This window comes from Salmonella sp. SJTUF15581, assembly GCF_043356775.1.
GTDB classification, from domain to species: Bacteria; Pseudomonadota; Gammaproteobacteria; order Enterobacterales; family Enterobacteriaceae; genus Salmonella; species Salmonella enterica.
In genome coordinates this window covers 93,940-111,741 of record NZ_JBEUJY010000004.1, presented here as the reverse complement: position 1 = coordinate 111,741, position 17,802 = coordinate 93,940, and the positions used below count along the sequence as shown (strand labels likewise).

Sequence of the window (17,802 nt, the reverse complement as noted above, 5' to 3'; positions counted from 1 at the left end):
GACATTCTCTCTCCGGTGGTGGTCTTGTCACCTTAAAAGCTCTCATCATTTCTCTTACTGTCCATACCCATGACGTCATATGTGGTGCGCGTAGCCGTGTGTGGCGTCGTTTCAAAAAGCAAGCTAAGGCTTACAAGGAAGCCAACCCTCAGATGTGTGTGCGCATAATCGCGTTCAAGAGAACGCGGGTGATGTATACCTACAACTCAAGGTGCTATCCATGGGAAGACAAAAAGCAGTGATCAAAGCTCGTCGTGAAGCAAAGCGTGTGTTGAGACGAGATTCGCGTAGTCATAAGCAACGTGAAGAAGAATCGGTCACGTCACTGGTACAGATGGGCGGAGTAGAAGCCATTGGCATGGCGCGCGATAGTCGCGATACCTCTCCTGTTAAGGCGCGAAATGAAGCACAGGCGCATTATCTGAACGCTATTGACAGTAAACAGCTTATTTTTGCGACCGGCGAAGCCGGCTGCGGAAAAACATGGATCAGTGCGGCAAAGGCGGCAGAAGCATTGATTCATAAGGACGTCGAGAGGATCATTGTGACGCGTCCGGTATTGCAAGCTGATGAAGATCTTGGTTTTTTGCCCGGTGATATCGCTGAAAAATTCGCGCCTTATTTTCGTCCCGTCTACGATGTCCTGCTTAAACGGTTGGGCGCGTCCTTTATGCAATATTGTTTGCGCCCGGAAATCGGTAAGGTAGAAATTGCCCCGTTCGCCTATATGCGTGGGCGTACTTTTGAAAATGCGGTCGTGATCCTCGACGAGGCGCAAAATGTGACTGCGGCGCAAATGAAAATGTTTTTGACGCGACTAGGCGAAAATGTCACGGTCATTGTCAATGGCGATATTACGCAATGCGACCTGCCGCGCGGCGTGCGTTCCGGGTTGAGCGATGCGTTGGAACGCTTTGAAGAAGATGAAATGGTAGGGATTGTGCATTTCAACAAAGACGACTGCGTGCGCTCGGCGCTTTGTCAGCGAACGCTTCACGCATACAGCTAATATGGCATTGACTTTCAGAGCCCGGGAGACCGGGCTTTGTTGTCTATCCCCGGTCAGGTGACTTAATACGAAAAAAAGCCCGTACTTTCGTACGAGCTCCTTCTTGAAGATGGCGGTGAGAGGGCTGCCATATTTACGTTCATTATCATTCGCATTAATCATAATTATTTCTTTATATACAATGCGTTGCCATTATTCTTTGTTCGCTGGCGTATTGCTATCTTTTCGTAAAATCGTCATTTTATGCAGTACAGGATGCATGGCAGAATAGTGGGGATTATGCCAAAGAAAGCCAGAGAACTGTCCGCCTTAGCCGTTTCCAGGCTTAAAGCGGAAGGTCGCTATGCTGTAAGTGGTGTTGACGGATTGTATCTGCGGATCGCCAGACGCTCACGCGCATGGGTCGTTATTTATATGCTCATAGACTACATCAAGTTCTGTAAAGGGGGATTTTGCTTCTGAAATGGTCTTATAGCAACCAGTAGCATAGAGATTATTAGTTCCTGCGATTAGCTCAGGTTTAATACTGCCCGGTTTTACATCTGATGGGAGTAATATCTTGTAATATAATTTTGTTACTTCTGAGGATGTATAACGGCATCGCTAAAAATGTTCTTTCTGGTATTCAAAATTACATGTCACTGCCCACAGGAAGGATGGTTTATTATTGCTTTCTTTCATTATAATAAATTTCTCTGGATTATCTACATTTTATTTTTTAACATAAAATACATCACAACTAGAAAACTTAAATATTTTATATTAAAAGTTTTTCTAATATTCGAATATTATAAATTTAATGGCCATGTAGAAATAAAATATAGTAATAAAAATCTTTAAAGAGAAACTTATCGTATGTTTATGTTTCATAAATGAGAGTATTGGCTGCTTATTAATGTTTTTATTATTGTATTTAATGTGGAAGTGGTGTATTCCCTCAATCCCAATGTCTACTAATGAAAATGCACTATAATAAAAGAATATATATCCTGATAGTGCTACAAGAAATTTAATAAATATAATGCTATGTATATTATTTATATTCCTGATCAATAAAAAACAAATTAGCGATGACATTACGATGCCAAAAAAAAATCTAAAAAAATTATTATGATACACCTTGATAATCTTGCCTGACAGTTTCATAAGATACCATTATCCACCAATGTTAACATTTGCTTTCCCGGTCAATATAGCCCCCGATGTTGAACCTGCCAACTCTGGTAGTACTGGCCAGGGGGTTTCAACAAAGGGGCTTGGTTATATATATCCCTCCAGGTCAATTCCAATACCCGGTGCTTTATTTCACCACACCCGCGATATTTTACTCATTGTTTAATGTCATTCTCATTACCTAAACGCCACAGTATCTATATTTGATTTATTTCACTGCAGGAAAAACTGAGCGCGTACCATTTACCTGATCATCCATATCGATATCTGACTCCATTTTATGCGTTTTCTTGTTTACGAATACGCTAAATATTCTGGGCGCAGTTTGAGGATCGCCCGAACAACTTCCACCATGTTTCTCCACAATATCAACAACATCTATACTGGGCTCACTATCCGGAATGTATACATAATCAACACATTGTGGTTCACGAACAAGTTTTTGTTTCTCAACTATATTTTTTACCTGCTGAGCAACAGGGGATAATTTTTCTGAATGCACATTGCTGGTTACAAGTATACACATCAGAGCAAAACCATAAATTATTTTTTTATTATGCCGCATACTAATTATTTGTCGACCTCACTGATTAAATAACTACGCAGAATAGTAGATCACTTTGAGGGAATTCAGCCCGGATTGTGCGATCTGATCAATCGCCAAAACAACCAAAATCACCAACCAGACGGCTTTGTTGAATAAATAAGATTTGAGATAAGCATCCTCGTAGTCGGTTGCTGCTGTCAGGCTATACGCATGCTTTCTGATATGCCGGCATTCCCTATAATATCAATTCTCTATCTTAACTTAGATAAATTTAATATTATAAGAAATGATTCGTTTTAAAGAAATATTATATGTTAATTCCTAAATTTTTTCGATGAAAAACATCAGGGGAAATAAACTTAATAAGATTGATATTTTCACTTGAATCCATGAAAATCACGATAACTAAAAAATCATGAAAAAACGTTAAAACTCTTCTTTCTGGCAACCCGTTTTGATTATCTTTTAACTCTCTTCCCAGCTTTTCTCTTAAGAATTGTAGATGGTCATTGAAATTTAATTTATATGGTAAGTCATCCTTGTTTTTTTGATAGACCACAAGTTCAGAAAAAACAAACTTCCCATCAGACTTGATGGGAAGCAAACTCTCAGACTCATAAGTGGATCTGATTCTAAAACCAAGAGAAACACTACCATCTGGAATATCAAAATATTCTATTCCACCTTTATCTTGAGGGCGATTTCTTATTCCATTAGTTATCAAATATAAATCAAATTGTGGATGAATAGTTGTAAATCTTAGAAAGCTAATGCATTCAGTAATATTCATATTATTTCCTTAAATATTTTATGATATGCTTATTTTGGTTAAGTTGCTCATTAATATATTTATACCAATCAACCTTAGATAATTACGCTACGGATTTTTTATACGTCTCACTACATTCTAGGCCAGTTTACCAGCCCCGGCAGCATCTCCAGCTATTGGTATTGCAGCAAAAAGAGAAAAACCAGCCTCAACATAACTCCCTCGGCACAAGCTTATTCCTGCATTCAGCAGGTCAGGAAAAATGCCAGGCCCTGGAACAAGGCCAGCCACATCAAGTTCCGTCTGTAATCCATCTAACCAGCCATCACCTTCATTTTTTTCTGCCGGTGTTTCCTGTTTTACTGGTGGAGTTGCTTCTTCTGCGCTTTTTCCGATGCAGGGAACTATATCCAACAAATCTAAAAGATTCTCAAGAAAATAGTTGGGTTATTTATCATGTATTATATCATTCCTGTCTAAGTCTGTTATCTTTACATAGCCAGCCTCAGGTCAATATTCATCTATTTCAAGCCATTTCCAGAATTGATAAATCCCTCCTTTAGAAGCCTATAATATTAGGGGAAGATAACTCTCTCAGAATCATCAAATGTATTTGACAGTCCACTTTACTCAAATTTTCAATTTTTATTTCTCCGCCAAAAATGTATGCAGGTTCCAAACTAAACATTTCATTATCAGCTAATACGCCTAGTTGTTTAACTGCCCGGTCAAAAATGTAATTATCATTACAATCAAATAAATCAAACTCTTCAACACTTGAAAATGCAAGAAAAGATTCAATTTCACTATTTAATTCATCTGTTGTTTTTACCATAAAACCATTTTCGAAAAAAATTATTTGATTAAATAAAGGCTGAATCGTAATATTTCTTCCGGTAGACTCACCAAAAACATATAATTCGCCAAAGGCACTCCTGGCTATGACATGGTATGCGTCCATTTCTTTAAATGGAGTATCTTCTAGCCATATATCCAGTACATCTTCATACTCATCAGGATTGACAAGACTAAACAATCCATTTTTATACGTTCCCCATCCCTCTGTTTTCCAGTAAGAAAGAAGTTTATCCGGAAGAATTCCTTTCCATTTTGTCATACTTTTCTCTGGAACAGCGCTATAAGATGTAGCTTCTCCAAATTTCTCAATGAAGTAACTAAAGTCTTGATCTCGCATAATATTTCCCCCTGGATTCTAAGCCCTTTGCCCCGGCATAATACCAGTTTAACATTCATCTTTTCTCAAACATGGCCTGATTTAATGCTATCATTAGGTGCTTCATCTGGTGTTTTTAGTCTTTCATTCTGATTCCAGCTTGCACCTGTTGAACTGTTGATACCACCAGAGGGGGAAGTCGACGACAGCGGTTGCCGTCGGCGTTAATCCGTCCACATCCAGCGTAAAACGCAGGCCATTTTGTGACATAACCTTATCCTGGATTCATTGGCGAAAAAGGAACCACGGCCCGTTCGTGGCAGTGGGGAGGACAGGCGTTTCAGACACACTACCGCCGAAGTTTCCGGCATCCGCCATCTCCCATATATGAAACGTAACAGACGTAACTCATTGCTGGCACGGGTTTTTTGTCTCCGTTTCCGGACAAAAACAGCATCCTGCCATTAAGGCGGAATGCTGTGGATTTAACGGATTGGAGGTGATTTACACACGCTTACCGAATACGTAGTCAATAACGCTCAAGCTTGGGTCTTCCCGGATATAGCCTTTGAGACGGATGTAGAAAGCCATACCGCTATGACGCTATGGAGGCTGGTGTCGACGCTGGACACTGCCATTCTCAGTCTTATTGGTGAAAACAATATTTCCGAAGACCAGGAACGCTACATTTCGCGGGATGGAAGCGGCTGATACTAAAAAACCACAGGCCTGGAAGACGAGAACCGACGACTCAAACAGATTTTGCTGACTTCAATCTGGAATGTTGGGCGCTAAAAAATGTAACTCATAGATACCCATAGATGTTGAATGATGGTAGTACCTGAAGAAACGGGAAAATCATTATCAGCGGATGGTAATAAAAGACGGTGAGTACATGGAATGAGTGAGAAGGAGAGCTAAAATCAGTCGTGTCCAGCGAAAAAGGGGCATTGCTTCCGAGGTGATCATGGGCAGGGTAGGGTATGTGAAAGCAGGTTATCGATGGCTCAGATGGCACATTTTTTTGGTGCCGATCCAGACCATGCCAGAACCTATTTGTGCTGAACGGCGAAATTGCCTGCTGGAGATTTTAAAAAGTTAAGTCGAGAAAAATACCGAAAAAGCGTGGCATTCAGATGCAAAAAAAGTCCGTTTATACGAGCTTCTTTATGCAGCATTTTATGCAGGACAAAACTAATATTACATTGTAAGTGATTGATTTTGTATCGAATATGGCGGTGAGGGGGGATTGACTCGCTGCGCTCGCCCTTCGGGCAGTCTCCTCGCAAGCTCGTCGTCTGTCCAACTGGCTGCGCCGCTACTCAGCCCATCCCTGGGCCTCGCCCCTTCGGGGCCAGAGCAAGCTCTGTTCAAAAACGCTCCCGGCGTTTTTGTGTCGAACCCCGGTCGGGGGGGCTCATCCCCCCTTGGTTTGGGGGATACATATAAGCAAAAAGCCCGTACTTCTGTACAGGCTCTCAACTTAAATATGGCGGTGAGGGGGGGATTGACTCGCTGCGCTCGCCCTTCGGGCAGTCTCCTCGCAGGCTCGTCGTCTGTCCAACTGGCTGCGCCAGTTGTCGAACCCCGGTCGGTGGTTCTCATCCCCCCTTGGTTTGGGGGATACATATAAGCAAAAAGCCCGTACTTCTGTACAGGCTCTCAACTTAAATATGGCGGTGAGGGGGGGATTCGAACCCCCGATACGTTGCCGTATACACACTTTCCAGGCGTGCTCCTTCAGCCACTCGGACACCTCACCAAATTGTCGCTCCAGCATTACTGGAACGGGCGCTAATGTAGGGAAATATCTTTTCTACGTCAATCAACTTTTTTAAAAAAAAGCGCGTTTATACAAACTTCCACCAATCTGTGGCTTTAATAAGCGAAAACTGCTTTTTTTGCCCGCGCCGGGAAATTTGCTATGCTGCACATCCCGTTGAAAACGCTGATAACAGGCGCAATCACATTCCGCACAATACTGCTCAGGAGATAACATGGAGATAATTTTTTATCACCCGACATTTAACGCCGCCTGGTGGGTAAATGCGCTGGAGAAGGCTCTCCCACATGCGCGCGTTCGTGAATGGAAGGTCGGTGATAACACCCCCGCAGACTATGCGCTTGTATGGCAGCCCCCGGTTGAAATGCTGGCCGGAAGACGCTTAAAAGCCGTCTTTGCGCTGGGCGCGGGGGTGGATGCAATTCTGAGTAAATTAAATGCGCATCCGGAAATGCTGGACGCCTCCATTCCTCTATTCCGTCTGGAAGATACCGGAATGGGCCTGCAAATGCAGGAGTATGCCGTCAGCCAGGTATTACACTGGTTCCGTCGTTTCGATGATTATCAGGCGCTGAAAAATCAGGCGCTATGGAAACCGTTGCCGGAATATACCCGCGAAGAATTTAGCGTCGGTATCATGGGCGCAGGGGTGCTGGGCGCAAAAGTGGCAGAAAGTCTACAGGCATGGGGGTTCCCGTTACGTTGCTGGAGTCGTAGCCGCAAATCCTGGCCTGGCGTGGAAAGTTATGTTGGGCATGAAGAGCTGCGCGCTTTCCTGAACCAGACGCGGGTGCTGATTAATCTGCTGCCGAATACGGCCCAAACGGTAGGAATTATTAATAGCGAATTGTTGGATCAATTGCCGGATGGCGCTTACGTGCTGAATCTCGCGCGCGGCGTTCATGTTCAGGAGGCGGATCTGCTGGTTGCGCTTGATAGTGGTAAGCTAAAAGGCGCGATGTTGGATGTCTTTAGCCAGGAACCGTTACCGCAGGAAAGTCCATTATGGCGCCATCCGCGAGTCGCCATGACGCCGCACATTGCGGCAGTCACCCGTCCGGCGGAAGCCATCGATTATATTAGCCGCACCATTACCCAGTTGGAGAAGGGAGAGCCGGTGACGGGGCAGGTGGATCGGGCGAGAGGATATTGATATCAACCCGGCGCGGGCCGGGTTTCGCTAAAAAACGCTGGCGATACCTGCTATCCTTGTCGGAAATGACTACAGGAGAGAGCAATGTATCCCGTTGACCTGCATATGCATACCGTCGCCAGCACTCATGCCTACAGTACTCTGAGCGATTATATCGCGGAAGCCAAACGCAAAGGCATTAAACTTTTTGCGATTACCGATCATGGTCCGGACATGGAAGATGCGCCGCATCACTGGCATTTTATTAACATGCGCATCTGGCCGCGTCTGGTTGACGGCGTGGGGATACTGCGTGGCATTGAGGCGAATATCAAGAACATTAATGGTGAAATTGATTGTTCCGGAAAGATGTTCGACTCGCTGGATCTGATTATCGCAGGCTTTCATGAGCCCGTTTTTGCGCCGCATGATAAAGAAACCAATACCCTGGCGATGATCGCGACCATCGCCAGCGGCAAGGTGCATATAATTAGTCACCCCGGAAATCCAAAGTATCCAGTGGAGGTTAACGCCATCGCGCAGGCGGCGGCGAAACACCATGTAGCGCTGGAAATCAACAACTCTTCTTTTCTGCATTCGCGTAAAGGAAGCGAAGATAATTGCCGCGCGGTCGCTGCCGCCGTACGCGATGCGGGAGGCTGGGTAGCGTTAGGATCTGATTCCCATACGGCCTTTACGCTTGGCGATTTCACCGAATGCCGGAAAATTCTGGATGCGGTGAATTTTCCGGAAGATCGAATCCTGAACGTCTCGCCGCAGCGCTTACTGGCCTTTCTCGAATCACGCGGTATGGCGCCTGTACCGGAATTTGCCGAACTTTAATCGTTATTTATGGGAAGATATCAATGAATGAGTTTTCAATCCTGTGCCGTGTGCTGGGATCGTTGTTTTACCGCCAACCGCAAGATCCTTTACTGGTTCCGCTGTTTACGTTAATCCGTGAAGGTAAACTGGCGGCAAACTGGCCGCTGGAGCAGGATGACATGCTGGCGCGTTTACAGAAAAGCTGCGATATCACGCAGATTTCCACTGATTACAATGCGTTATTTGTTGGGGAAGAGTGCGCGGTAGCGCCATACCGCAGTGCGTGGGTCGAAGGCGCGGAAGAGTCTGAGGTGCGCGCTTTTTTAACGTCGCGAGGGATGCCGCTGGCCGATACGCCTGCCGATCACATTGGCACTTTATTGCTCGCGGCCTCCTGGCTGGAAGATCAGTCTGCCGAAGATGAAAGTGAAGCGCTGGAAACCTTATTTGCCGATTATCTGCTTCCCTGGTGCAATACCTTCCTCGGTAAAGTTGAAGCCCATGCCGTTACGCCATTCTGGCGCACTCTGGCGCCGCTAACGCGTGATGCGATAGGGGCCATGTGGGATGAACTTCAGGAAGAAGATGAAGAATAATGTGATGTAAATCACCTTTAACTGCAACGGGTTTTACATCATTGCATAAAATGTGTGCGTGATCTCATTAATGTGCCGCTTTTCTGTTATGATGCGCGCCATGAACATACTTCTTTCTATTGCTATCACGACGGGCATCCTTTCTGGAATATGGGGATGGGTGGCCGTCTCCCTTGGGTTACTAAGCTGGGCCGGTTTTTTAGGCTGTACGGCTTATTTCGCCTGTCCGCAGGGCGGCTTTAAGGGATTGTTGATTTCCGCTTGTACGCTGTTAAGCGGTATGGTGTGGGCGCTGGTCATTATTCACGGTAGCGCGCTGGCGCCGCATCTGGAAATTGTCAGTTACGTGTTGACGGGGATCGTGGCATTCCTGATGTGTATCCAGGCAAAGCAGCTATTGCTTTCTTTTGTTCCGGGAACATTTATCGGCGCCTGCGCGACATTTGCAGGGCAGGGTGACTGGCGGTTGGTATTACCGTCGCTGGCGCTGGGGCTAATCTTTGGCTATGCCATGAAAAATAGTGGGCTATGGCTGGCATCACGCCGCGAGCAACATTCAGCGAATACGGCGGTCACAAAATAAAAAAAGCGTGGGGTCTTCCCCACGCTTTGTCGTATTCATCAGGATTCTGGCGGTACTGACAGCTCACGGTATTTCACCAGAATATCATTTTGCCTGTCCGCTTTATTCTGCAAATCCCACAGTCCACGATCGATACCATCATTAATGAGGAAGATAACGCCGGTTTCAATGGCTGACATCAGACACAGCATCACCGGTTCGTTCGAGGTATAGCCGATTTCGCCTTCCAGTAAGCGCTGGTAATCAATAAAACGGAACACGCCTGCCTGTACTTCATAGGAAAGGATCGTTTTACTGGTGTTCACCGAAGAAAGGATCTCGCCCGTACTGACGTTAACCACGCGCAGGTTGACAGCAATCTGATCCAGCTGATACTGCGTATCGGCGCCAATACCGAAATATCTTGCGCCGACCCCGCCGGATTTGACGTTACTTTCATAACCAATAATAGAACCTTCCACCATAATATTTGCCGCCGTCAGCGACTGAAGCGGGATACGGTTATTCATCGCCACGGTGCCGTTTTCCTGGGCTGCGCGAATAATTTTCCGTTCATTCAAAAGATTCTGTAAGCCTTGTCGTTCCAGCGGGATAAACCAGCGCGAATCTTTCAGCGCAGTGACCAACATAGCGGTGGCGCTCTGCGGCACAGCCGTAGAAAAGTTACTTGCCGGGTAAGGTTTAAATTGGCCCGTTTCATCCTGAATGTTATATACCGAAACAAAGATCTTACCGGTGGGAGCAGGTAAGTGCGTCAAATCTTTGTAACTTTGTGCGCGGGGCATTAATGTCGGTTTCGCAGCTTGTTTCGGCGGGGCAGTTAAGCATCCGCTCAACAATAAAACGGCAACCAAAATAAGTAAGCGCGGCATGATTTATATCCTTTAGTGACTGTAGCTTAAAAATCGGTTGACTGAGTTTGTAAACCTGACACTTCGATGGTCGAGGTTCTTCCCGTTTTTCTGTCCGTGACGTTGAGCTGGAGCTGTCCGTCGCGATTAGCGATATCGATAATAAAATCGTTGGTCACCATACGTCCTGGTTTCCCGGTATTAATATTGGTCAACAAGCCGCCCAGAATTTGCGATTGAATAGCCTGTGTAAAGTTATCCAACGCTGAGGGGGTTTCGATACCAAAATCGTTATCATAAGCGGGGTCTTTATATGAATTTTGCGCCTGGGCGCTATTCAATAAAAAGGAACCGTTATTGGGGTTTCCACCAAAGTTAGGATTACGGAACTGGAACGTCATATTTCCAGCCCAGGTTAATGGCGAAAAAAGCATGAGCAGCACTACTGCATGTTTAACACGCATGACAGCCTCCGGATAAAAATCATGTTTTAGAATTCATCACGCGCTAAATCACTCGTACTTAATAGCGTTTGATCTATTTGTCGGCGATTTAATGCTTCCTCTGTTTGCGCTAATGCGAAGACGACGGTTTTCTCGAAGTCTCTTTTCATTGGAAATAAAAAAGTCTGGAAAATAACGTCCTGATTTACCGTTATGGTGATCCAGCTTCCCCAACGCGCACTGGGTCTTTCATTAATGGTCAGATTGCCGGTGTAGTCGCTTTCCCATTTGTCGCTGAATGCACGATAGAATTCATGTCCTATCGAAGAGACGGTATGGTCGGTTAACAATCCGGGAACCTCGACTTCAACTTCATTGGCATGCAGGTTTCCGGTAGCGAACAGTAACTCTGCTGCTACAATCCAGGTCAGATAGCGTTTCATGGCCTTACCGCCTGAGATTATCGTTTGCCCATGAAACTGCCTGGGTGCGATTTTTGACAGCTATCTTTTTGAAAAGATTATAAAGATGTGTCTTAACCGTATTCTCGCTGATAAATAGCGACCTGGCGATTTCATTATTAGAGGCACCAATACGTAACTTATTGAGGATCTCTTTTTCGCGATGAGTGAGTAATGCGGACTCGGTGCTGTTGTAGCGGTAATTTCCTGAGTGTGTAATCAGGTAACTGGCTAATTTTTGTGAAAAATAGCATTCGCCCCGCAGAATACCCTGTAATCCGCTGACCACGTGTTCCTGGTCTTCAGTGGCGTAAAACACGCCGTTAATATGAGGCCAGTTTTCAATTTCACGGTAGGGATAATCGTCAGGGGTATTTAACAATAATGTTTTTATATTATTGTTTTTGCGGCTTAAATTATCCTGCCAATAGTGGATAAGCTTCTTATCCGCTTCCATCATATCCATTAAAACAATGCAACCGGCTGAGATATCTTCCAGAGAGCGTTGAATATTATGCAGTTTTCCGGTTATGGCCAGCGATTGCTTTAAATGTTGCAATAATGCCGTAGCTTGCAGAGATGGCTTTGTGATCAACAATAGTGTGTGACCATGACTACTATGGACTTCATTAAACATGATGAAACTCCACTTTTTTTAATCGCACATCTGACAGCTGCCCCCATAAAATAAAGGCACCAGAAGTACTGACAGATGTTGCACTGCTGTGGGTTGAAATAGCCCATTATCCAGAAAGAGAAAAATATTTACGAAAATACTTTTAACTGTTTTCAATCTAGCCATTACAAACCTTAAAGCAAGTGTTAAACTTGTAACAATATGTAAAAATATATATTAAAATGTTGTTTTTGGGTTTTTTTGAAGTTTAGATTTGATAGTAAAGTTGTACATTTCGCTGTTATTGCATAGATTTAAAAAATCATACAAATTATAATAATTCATTGATTTTTAATCATTTTAATTATTATATGTTATGTTTTGATTTTATTTTTTCTTAAAATTTGAGACGTGGCATTAACCTGGACAGCACAAAGACAAAAAAAACGAAGTGTGTCACGTCTTGTGCGTATTGCCCCCCATAGGAAGCATAAGAACATCCCCATGGCGGCATAACACACACCAACACTTCATTTTTTGGGTTCGCGATACACTATCTTCTATGGCCAAAAATCAATTATAAAAAATCACATGGCTATCGTTTTATTAGCACTTTGGTATGAGCTTAAATAACAAAATACCACGCGTGGGTGAGTTATTAAAAATGTTTCCACGGACATACTCTTCATCGTAACGACGCGTTAACAAAAAACGCATGTCGCTAACAAGGTAATAGATAATTTTCGCTATGTACGACCAGGTCCAGGGTGACAGCATGAAAAACAAATTGTTATTTATGATGTTGACAATACTGGGTGCGCCTGGGATTGCAACCGCGACAAATTATGATCTGGCTCGTTCAGAGTATAATTTTGCGGTAAATGAATTAAGCAAGTCTTCATTTAATCAGGCGGCCATTATTGGTCAAGTCGGCACGGATAATAGTGCCAGAGTACGCCAGGAAGGATCAAAACTATTGTCCGTTATTTCACAAGAAGGAGGAAATAATCGGGCGAAAGTCGACCAGGCAGGGAATTATAACTTTGCGTATATTGAGCAAACGGGCAATGCCAACGATGCCAGTATATCGCAAAGCGCTTACGGTAATAGTGCGGCTATTATCCAGAAAGGTTCTGGAAATAAGGCCAATATTACCCAGCACGGTACGCAGAAAACAGCAGTTGTAGTGCAGAAACAGTCGCATATGGCTATTCGCGTCACCCAACGCTAATACCGTTACGACTTTTAAATCAATCCGATGGGGGTTTTACCATGAAACTTTTAAAAGTGGCAGCATTCGCAGCAATCGTAGTTTCTGGCAGTGCTCTGGCTGGCGTCGTTCCACAATGGGGCGGCGGCGGTAATCATAACGGCGGCGGCAATAGTTCCGGCCCGGATTCCACGTTGAGCATTTATCAGTACGGTTCCGCTAACGCTGCGCTTGCTCTGCAAAGCGATGCCCGTAAATCTGAAACGACTATTACCCAGAGCGGTTATGGTAACGGCGCCGATGTAGGCCAGGGTGCGGATAACAGTACTATTGAACTGACTCAGAATGGTTTCAGAAATAATGCCACCATCGACCAGTGGAACGCTAAAAACTCCGATATTACTGTCGGCCAATACGGCGGTAATAACGCCGCGCTGGTTAATCAGACCGCATCTGATTCCAGCGTAATGGTGCGTCAGGTTGGTTTTGGCAACAACGCCACGGCTAACCAGTATTAATTTAGCGTCTGCGCTAATAAAAAAACAGGGCATAAGCCCTGTTTTTTTTCGGGAGGAAATTATGCATACTTTATTGCTCCTTGCCGCACTTTCAAATCAGATTACGTTTACCACGACTCAGCAAGGCGATATTTACACGGTGATCCCTCAGGTCACATTAAACGAACCCTGCGTCTGTCAGGTGCAAATTCTCTCTGTGCGCGACGGCGTCGGGGGACAAAGCCATACACAGCAAAAACAAACGCTATCTTTACCTGCTAATCAACCGATTGAGTTGTCTCGTCTTAGTGTAAATATATCTTCAGAGGACTCGGTTAAAATTATTGTTACTGTTTCGGACGGACAATCACTGCATTTATCACAACAATGGCCGCCTTCTGCACAGTAGTTTTTGATGGTGGCGGAAATGGATTGGCTGACCTGGGTATTAAAGAGGCGATAAAAGCGTCTCATCGTCTCGGCATGTCGCTAAAAGGTAACGCCGAACCCTCGAGGATGACTAATCATTGAGGAGTTAACATGTCCGTAATCAAGAAAAATATCCCTGCCATAGGCCTGTGTATCTGCGCTTTTTTTATCCATTCTGCGGTAGGGCAACAAACGGTACAGGGCGGCGTTATCCATTTTCGCGGCGCGATTGTTGAGCCACTGTGCGATATTTCTACTCACGCCGAAAATATTGATTTAACCTGCCTACGCGAAGGTAAAAAGCAAATGCACCGGATTGACCTTCGGCAGGCATCTGGATTACCGCAGGATATTCAGTCCATTGCGACGGTACGGCTGCATTATCTCGATGCGCAAAAAAGCCTGGCGGTGATGAATATTGAGTACCGTTAACGGCGGTGTCATAGATATAAAAAGAGCGACTCTGTTGAAAGCCCTGCTGTACACTTTGCAGATAAGGTGAGACAAAGGGGGGGGTTATGACATCACGTCTTCAGGTCATACAGGGTGATATCACTCAACTTAGCGTCGATGCGATTGTGAATGCCGCTAACGCATCATTAATGGGCGGCGGTGGCGTAGACGGCGCGATTCATCGCGCGGCGGGGCCGGCATTGCTGGACGCCTGTAAACTCATCCGCCAGCAACAGGGCGAATGTCAGACGGGACATGCGGTTATCACGCCTGCCGGCAAGCTTTCGGCAAAGGCGGTTATTCACACAGTGGGGCCCGTCTGGCGAGGCGGCGAACACCAGGAAGCTGAGCTACTCGAAGAGGCATACCGAAATTGTTTGCTGCTTGCCGAGGCGAATCACTTTCGTTCCATCGCTTTTCCGGCAATCAGTACCGGCGTTTATGGCTATCCACGCGCCCAGGCCGCTGAGATCGCCGTCAGGACGGTTTCAGATTTTATTACCCGTTACGCTCTGCCTGAACAGGTATACTTTGTCTGTTATGATGAAGAAACTGCCCGGCTTTACGCAAGATTACTTACTCAGCAAGGCGACGACCCTGCCTGATAAAACACGCCTGGAGCGTGCCGTTGAACCGCTATGCGCGCGCCATCCCGGAGAGTGCGGCATTCTCGCGCTGGATAACAGTCTGGACGCTTTTGCCGCCCGCTACCGCCTGACCGAAATGGCGGCGCGGACGCTGGATGTGCAGTATTATATTTGGGAAGACGATATGTCCGGGCGGCTGCTCTTTTCGGTTCTGCTGTCGGCGGCGAAGCGCGGCGTTCATGTTCGTCTGCTGCTGGATGATAACAATACGCCTGGTCTGGATGATACGTTGCGCTTGCTGGATAGCCATCCTAATATCGAAGTTCGTCTGTTTAATCCTTTCTCTTTTCGTACGCTACGCGCGCTGGGATATTTGACGGATTTTGCGCGGCTGAATCGGCGGATGCACAATAAAAGTTACACTGCCGACGGCGTAGTGACGCTGGTCGGTGGGCGCAACATCGGCGATGCCTATTTCGGCGCTGGTGAGGAGCCGCTATTTTCCGATCTGGACGTGATGGCCATTGGTCCGGTGGTCAATGATGTCGCCAATGATTTTGAACGTTACTGGCGCTGTAGTTCAGTGTCGACATTGCAGCAAGTATTATCCCTTTCTGAGCAGGAACTGACGCAGCGTATCGAACTTCCCGAATCCTGGTATAACGATGAGATCACCCGCCGTTATCTGCATAAGCTGGAAACCAGCCAGTTTATGGCGGATCTCGATCGCGGAACGTTGCCGCTGATTTGGGCAAAAACACGCTTGCTTAGCGATGACCCTTCTAAAGGCGAGGGGAAGGCGCAGCGCCATTCGCTTCTTCCGCAGCGATTATTTGACGTGATGGGGTCGCCGACGGAGCGTATCGACATTATTTCCGCTTACTTTGTCCCTACGCGCGCAGGCGTGGCGCAGTTGCTTAATCTGGTCAGGAAAGGCGTGAAGATCGCCATCTTAACTAACTCTCTGGCGGCCAACGATGTGGCGGTCGTTCACGCAGGGTACGCGCGCTGGCGCAAGAAATTACTGCGCTATGGCGTGGAGCTCTACGAACTGAAACCGACCCGCGAACATGAAACCGCCGTACATGATCGCGGACTCACCGGGAACTCAGGTTCCAGCTTACATGCTAAAACGTTCAGTATTGATGGTAGTAAGGTGTTTATCGGGTCGCTTAATTTTGATCCCCGTTCAACGCTTTTAAATACCGAAATGGGCTTTGTCATTGAAAGTGAAACGCTGGCGACGCTTATTCATAAGCGTTTTACGCAGAGCCAACGCGATGCGGCCTGGCAACTGCGGCTGGATCGCTGGGGACGAATTAACTGGATCGATCGTCAGCAAGAAGAGGAAAAGGTGTTAAAGAAAGAACCCGCTACGCGTTTCTGGCAGCGAGTTCTGGTACGGTTGGCGGCAATTTTACCTGTGGAATGGTTGCTGTGAACCCGCGCGCGGAAAACTACCCGATCGCGGCGCGGCTTTCTTGTTTTACCGGCGGTTTACCTGAAAAGAGAAATTTCAGGAGCGGGATGCGTAAATGAATTTCATACAGAATTAACGCAATACCCATAACAAATATCAGCCCGCACAAGAACCCGATCAGGTTGGAGGAGATATGCGGCGTAATATACGCGCCAAAGAAAAGCGTTAAGGGATGATGCACCAGATAGATAAACAGCGAAGCATTTACGAAATAGGTGACACGCGCGGACTGGAAGTTTAACAAGCGATGCCCCAGTGAGAATACCACGTTCACCATCCACAGCCCCATTACCATCGTAATCACGGATTCGGTTTCGTACATCCAGGCGTCGCCGCTCCCATAACGTTGATTCAGCAGATACGCGATAAAAGCAACGGCAGCGCCTAAAGTGCATCCGCGTGAGGGCGTGGTGAAGCGCGCTTTCAGATCGGGGTGAATGAAGGCCAACGCGCCGAGAATAAAAAATGGCACATAAAATAGCGTTTGCATCACAATAAAATTGAACATGCCGTCACTGAGGATTGCCGGATATACGATGAAAATAATGCGCCTGATAGCGGCGTAAGCCATCCCCAGCAGGAAAAAAATAAGCGAAAGCCTGGCCAGTGAAATAGCGGCGGGACGAGGCTTACTTGTTTCCTGCCTTTTTTGGAACCAGGTAAAAATCCCGATGCTGACGGTGGTTAATATCACCAGCACCAGTAAAAACCACAGATGTGAAATGAGTTCCCACGCTAACGTATTATATTTTTCATAGGCAGAGAGTGTAGGCCAGTTCTCTGTTTTCTCTTTGACATATTGCAACAGGATAAATTGCGGCAAGGTAAGCAAAGGGATTGCGGTAAGCATGGGAATACCCACACGTTCTACCCGTACTTTCCACCAGCGTTTTAACGGATAACGCAAAAACAACATGTACGAAAAATAACCAGAAATAACAAAAAACACCTGCATACGAAAAGCGTGGATAAAATCGTTAAACAGGGTTAGCCACCACGATGGCGTGGCGCTATTGACATGCCAACTGTGAGTGGAATAGATCAACGAGATATGAAAGGGAATCCCTAACAACATCAGCCATGCGCGGATAGAGTCAAGAAAATATTCGCGCGGCGCGGGTACAGAGCTCATATAAGGTCACGTATTCTCAGATTTTTCACCTTATCCATAAGGCGAATTATAG

The 17,802-nt window shown here is 45.8% G+C and carries 21 protein-coding genes, 1 tRNA gene, 1 other RNA gene and 1 pseudogene; 12 read left to right on the top strand and 12 right to left on the bottom strand.

Translation table 11 applies throughout. The features are described 5' to 3' along the window. The first annotated feature begins 220 nt into the window (after positions 1-220). Positions 221-1,009, top strand: coding sequence for a phosphate starvation-inducible protein PhoH (phoH, locus tag ABVN36_RS09620; RefSeq protein WP_000533527.1), 789 nt, complete (start codon positions 221-223; stop codon positions 1,007-1,009). Positions 1,010-1,288: 279 nt separating this feature from the next. Next, positions 1,289-1,417 (top strand): annotated as a pseudogene (locus ABVN36_RS09615) (integrase); the annotation flags it as partial. A 973-nt stretch (positions 1,418-2,390) separates the two neighbouring features. Here ABVN36_RS09615 and ABVN36_RS09610 read toward each other — a convergent pair. The 7 genes from ABVN36_RS09610 to ABVN36_RS09580 all read right to left on the bottom strand — a co-directional run bounded on the left by ABVN36_RS09610 (position 2,391) and on the right by ABVN36_RS09580 (position 6,434). After that, positions 2,391-2,747: a hypothetical protein gene (locus tag ABVN36_RS09610; protein WP_001805614.1), complete on the bottom strand. Its 357-nt coding sequence runs from the start codon at positions 2,745-2,747 to the stop codon at positions 2,391-2,393. Between the two features lie 289 nt (positions 2,748-3,036). Then, positions 3,037-3,519, bottom strand: coding sequence for a hypothetical protein (locus tag ABVN36_RS09605; RefSeq protein WP_001027753.1), 483 nt, complete (start codon positions 3,517-3,519; stop codon positions 3,037-3,039). A 117-nt stretch (positions 3,520-3,636) separates the two neighbouring features. After that, positions 3,637-3,915, bottom strand: a complete 279-nt coding sequence (locus ABVN36_RS09600) for a hypothetical protein (protein ID WP_125011029.1) — start codon at positions 3,913-3,915, stop codon at positions 3,637-3,639. A gap of 142 nt (positions 3,916-4,057) precedes the next feature. Beyond that, entirely contained in the window at positions 4,058-4,693 is a 636-nt protein-coding gene (locus tag ABVN36_RS09595; RefSeq protein WP_001205572.1) for a GAD-like domain-containing protein, read from the bottom strand. 123 nt (positions 4,694-4,816) lie between these two features. Then, a complete protein-coding gene (locus ABVN36_RS09590) occupies positions 4,817-4,942 on the bottom strand; it encodes a hypothetical protein (RefSeq protein ID WP_023138519.1) in 126 nt (41 codons plus the stop codon). 1,220 nt (positions 4,943-6,162) lie between these two features. Further along, positions 6,163-6,298: non-coding RNA, RtT sRNA (locus ABVN36_RS09585), on the bottom strand. Between the two features lie 48 nt (positions 6,299-6,346). Beyond that, a tRNA-Ser gene (locus ABVN36_RS09580) sits at positions 6,347-6,434 on the bottom strand. A 235-nt stretch (positions 6,435-6,669) separates the two neighbouring features. Here ABVN36_RS09580 and ghrA point away from each other — a divergent pair. The 4 genes from ghrA (at position 6,670) to ABVN36_RS09560 (ending at position 9,591) form a co-directional block, all read left to right on the top strand. Further along, positions 6,670-7,608, top strand: a complete 939-nt coding sequence (gene ghrA / locus ABVN36_RS09575) for a glyoxylate/hydroxypyruvate reductase GhrA (RefSeq protein WP_023138611.1) — start codon at positions 6,670-6,672, stop codon at positions 7,606-7,608. Positions 7,609-7,692: 84 nt separating this feature from the next. Then, entirely contained in the window at positions 7,693-8,430 is a 738-nt protein-coding gene (locus ABVN36_RS09570; RefSeq protein WP_023138612.1) for a phosphatase, read from the top strand. 23 nt (positions 8,431-8,453) lie between these two features. Continuing rightward, the gene (locus ABVN36_RS09565; protein WP_001001883.1) at positions 8,454-9,008 is read left to right on the top strand and encodes a molecular chaperone; all 555 of its coding nucleotides are present in this window, start codon (positions 8,454-8,456) and stop codon (positions 9,006-9,008) included. A gap of 100 nt (positions 9,009-9,108) precedes the next feature. Beyond that, positions 9,109-9,591, top strand: a complete 483-nt coding sequence (locus ABVN36_RS09560; protein WP_001546652.1) for a DUF1097 domain-containing protein — start codon at positions 9,109-9,111, stop codon at positions 9,589-9,591. A 38-nt stretch (positions 9,592-9,629) separates the two neighbouring features. Here ABVN36_RS09560 and csgG read toward each other — a convergent pair whose 3' ends face one another. From csgG to csgD, 4 genes are read right to left on the bottom strand one after another with little or no spacing between them, the layout of a single operon-like run. Beyond that, a complete protein-coding gene (gene csgG, locus ABVN36_RS09555; RefSeq protein WP_001137620.1) occupies positions 9,630-10,463 on the bottom strand; it encodes a curli production assembly/transport protein CsgG in 834 nt (277 codons plus the stop codon). Between the two features lie 26 nt (positions 10,464-10,489). After that, entirely contained in the window at positions 10,490-10,906 is a 417-nt protein-coding gene (gene csgF / locus ABVN36_RS09550) for a curli production assembly/transport protein CsgF (protein WP_001264073.1), read from the bottom strand. Positions 10,907-10,932: 26 nt separating this feature from the next. Next, the gene (gene csgE / locus ABVN36_RS09545; RefSeq protein ID WP_000833305.1) at positions 10,933-11,328 is read right to left on the bottom strand and encodes a curli production assembly/transport protein CsgE; all 396 of its coding nucleotides are present in this window, start codon (positions 11,326-11,328) and stop codon (positions 10,933-10,935) included. A gap of 4 nt (positions 11,329-11,332) precedes the next feature. Beyond that, positions 11,333-11,983, bottom strand: a complete 651-nt coding sequence (gene csgD, locus ABVN36_RS09540; RefSeq protein WP_000481517.1) for a biofilm master transcriptional regulator CsgD — start codon at positions 11,981-11,983, stop codon at positions 11,333-11,335. A gap of 754 nt (positions 11,984-12,737) precedes the next feature. Between csgD and csgB the strand changes: the two genes are divergently transcribed. From csgB to ABVN36_RS09510, 6 genes are all read left to right on the top strand, one after another. Further along, a complete protein-coding gene (csgB, locus tag ABVN36_RS09535) occupies positions 12,738-13,193 on the top strand; it encodes a curli minor subunit CsgB (RefSeq protein ID WP_002950577.1) in 456 nt (151 codons plus the stop codon). Between the two features lie 41 nt (positions 13,194-13,234). After that, positions 13,235-13,690, top strand: a complete 456-nt coding sequence (gene csgA / locus ABVN36_RS09530; protein ID WP_000771416.1) for a curli major subunit CsgA — start codon at positions 13,235-13,237, stop codon at positions 13,688-13,690. A gap of 61 nt (positions 13,691-13,751) precedes the next feature. Beyond that, on the top strand, positions 13,752-14,078 hold the full coding sequence (gene csgC / locus ABVN36_RS09525) for a curli assembly chaperone CsgC (protein WP_000557256.1): 327 nt from the start codon (positions 13,752-13,754) through the stop codon (positions 14,076-14,078). 131 nt (positions 14,079-14,209) lie between these two features. Further along, positions 14,210-14,530, top strand: coding sequence for a type 1 fimbrial protein (locus ABVN36_RS09520; protein ID WP_000111254.1), 321 nt, complete (start codon positions 14,210-14,212; stop codon positions 14,528-14,530). Positions 14,531-14,616: 86 nt separating this feature from the next. Continuing rightward, positions 14,617-15,156: an O-acetyl-ADP-ribose deacetylase gene (gene ymdB, locus ABVN36_RS09515; RefSeq protein ID WP_000203941.1), complete on the top strand. Its 540-nt coding sequence runs from the start codon at positions 14,617-14,619 to the stop codon at positions 15,154-15,156. Beyond that, positions 15,092-16,579 (top strand): phospholipase D family protein, encoded by a 1,488-nt coding sequence (locus tag ABVN36_RS09510; RefSeq protein ID WP_000976323.1) that lies wholly within the window; start codon positions 15,092-15,094, stop codon positions 16,577-16,579. The genes ymdB and ABVN36_RS09510 overlap by 65 nt, the downstream gene beginning before the upstream one ends. 16 nt (positions 16,580-16,595) lie before the next feature. Here the strand turns inward: ABVN36_RS09510 and mdoC are convergent, their stop codons facing one another. Continuing rightward, positions 16,596-17,750 (bottom strand): glucans biosynthesis protein MdoC, encoded by a 1,155-nt coding sequence (gene mdoC / locus ABVN36_RS09505; RefSeq protein ID WP_000100069.1) that lies wholly within the window; start codon positions 17,748-17,750, stop codon positions 16,596-16,598. Positions 17,751-17,802: the final 52 nt, after the last annotated feature.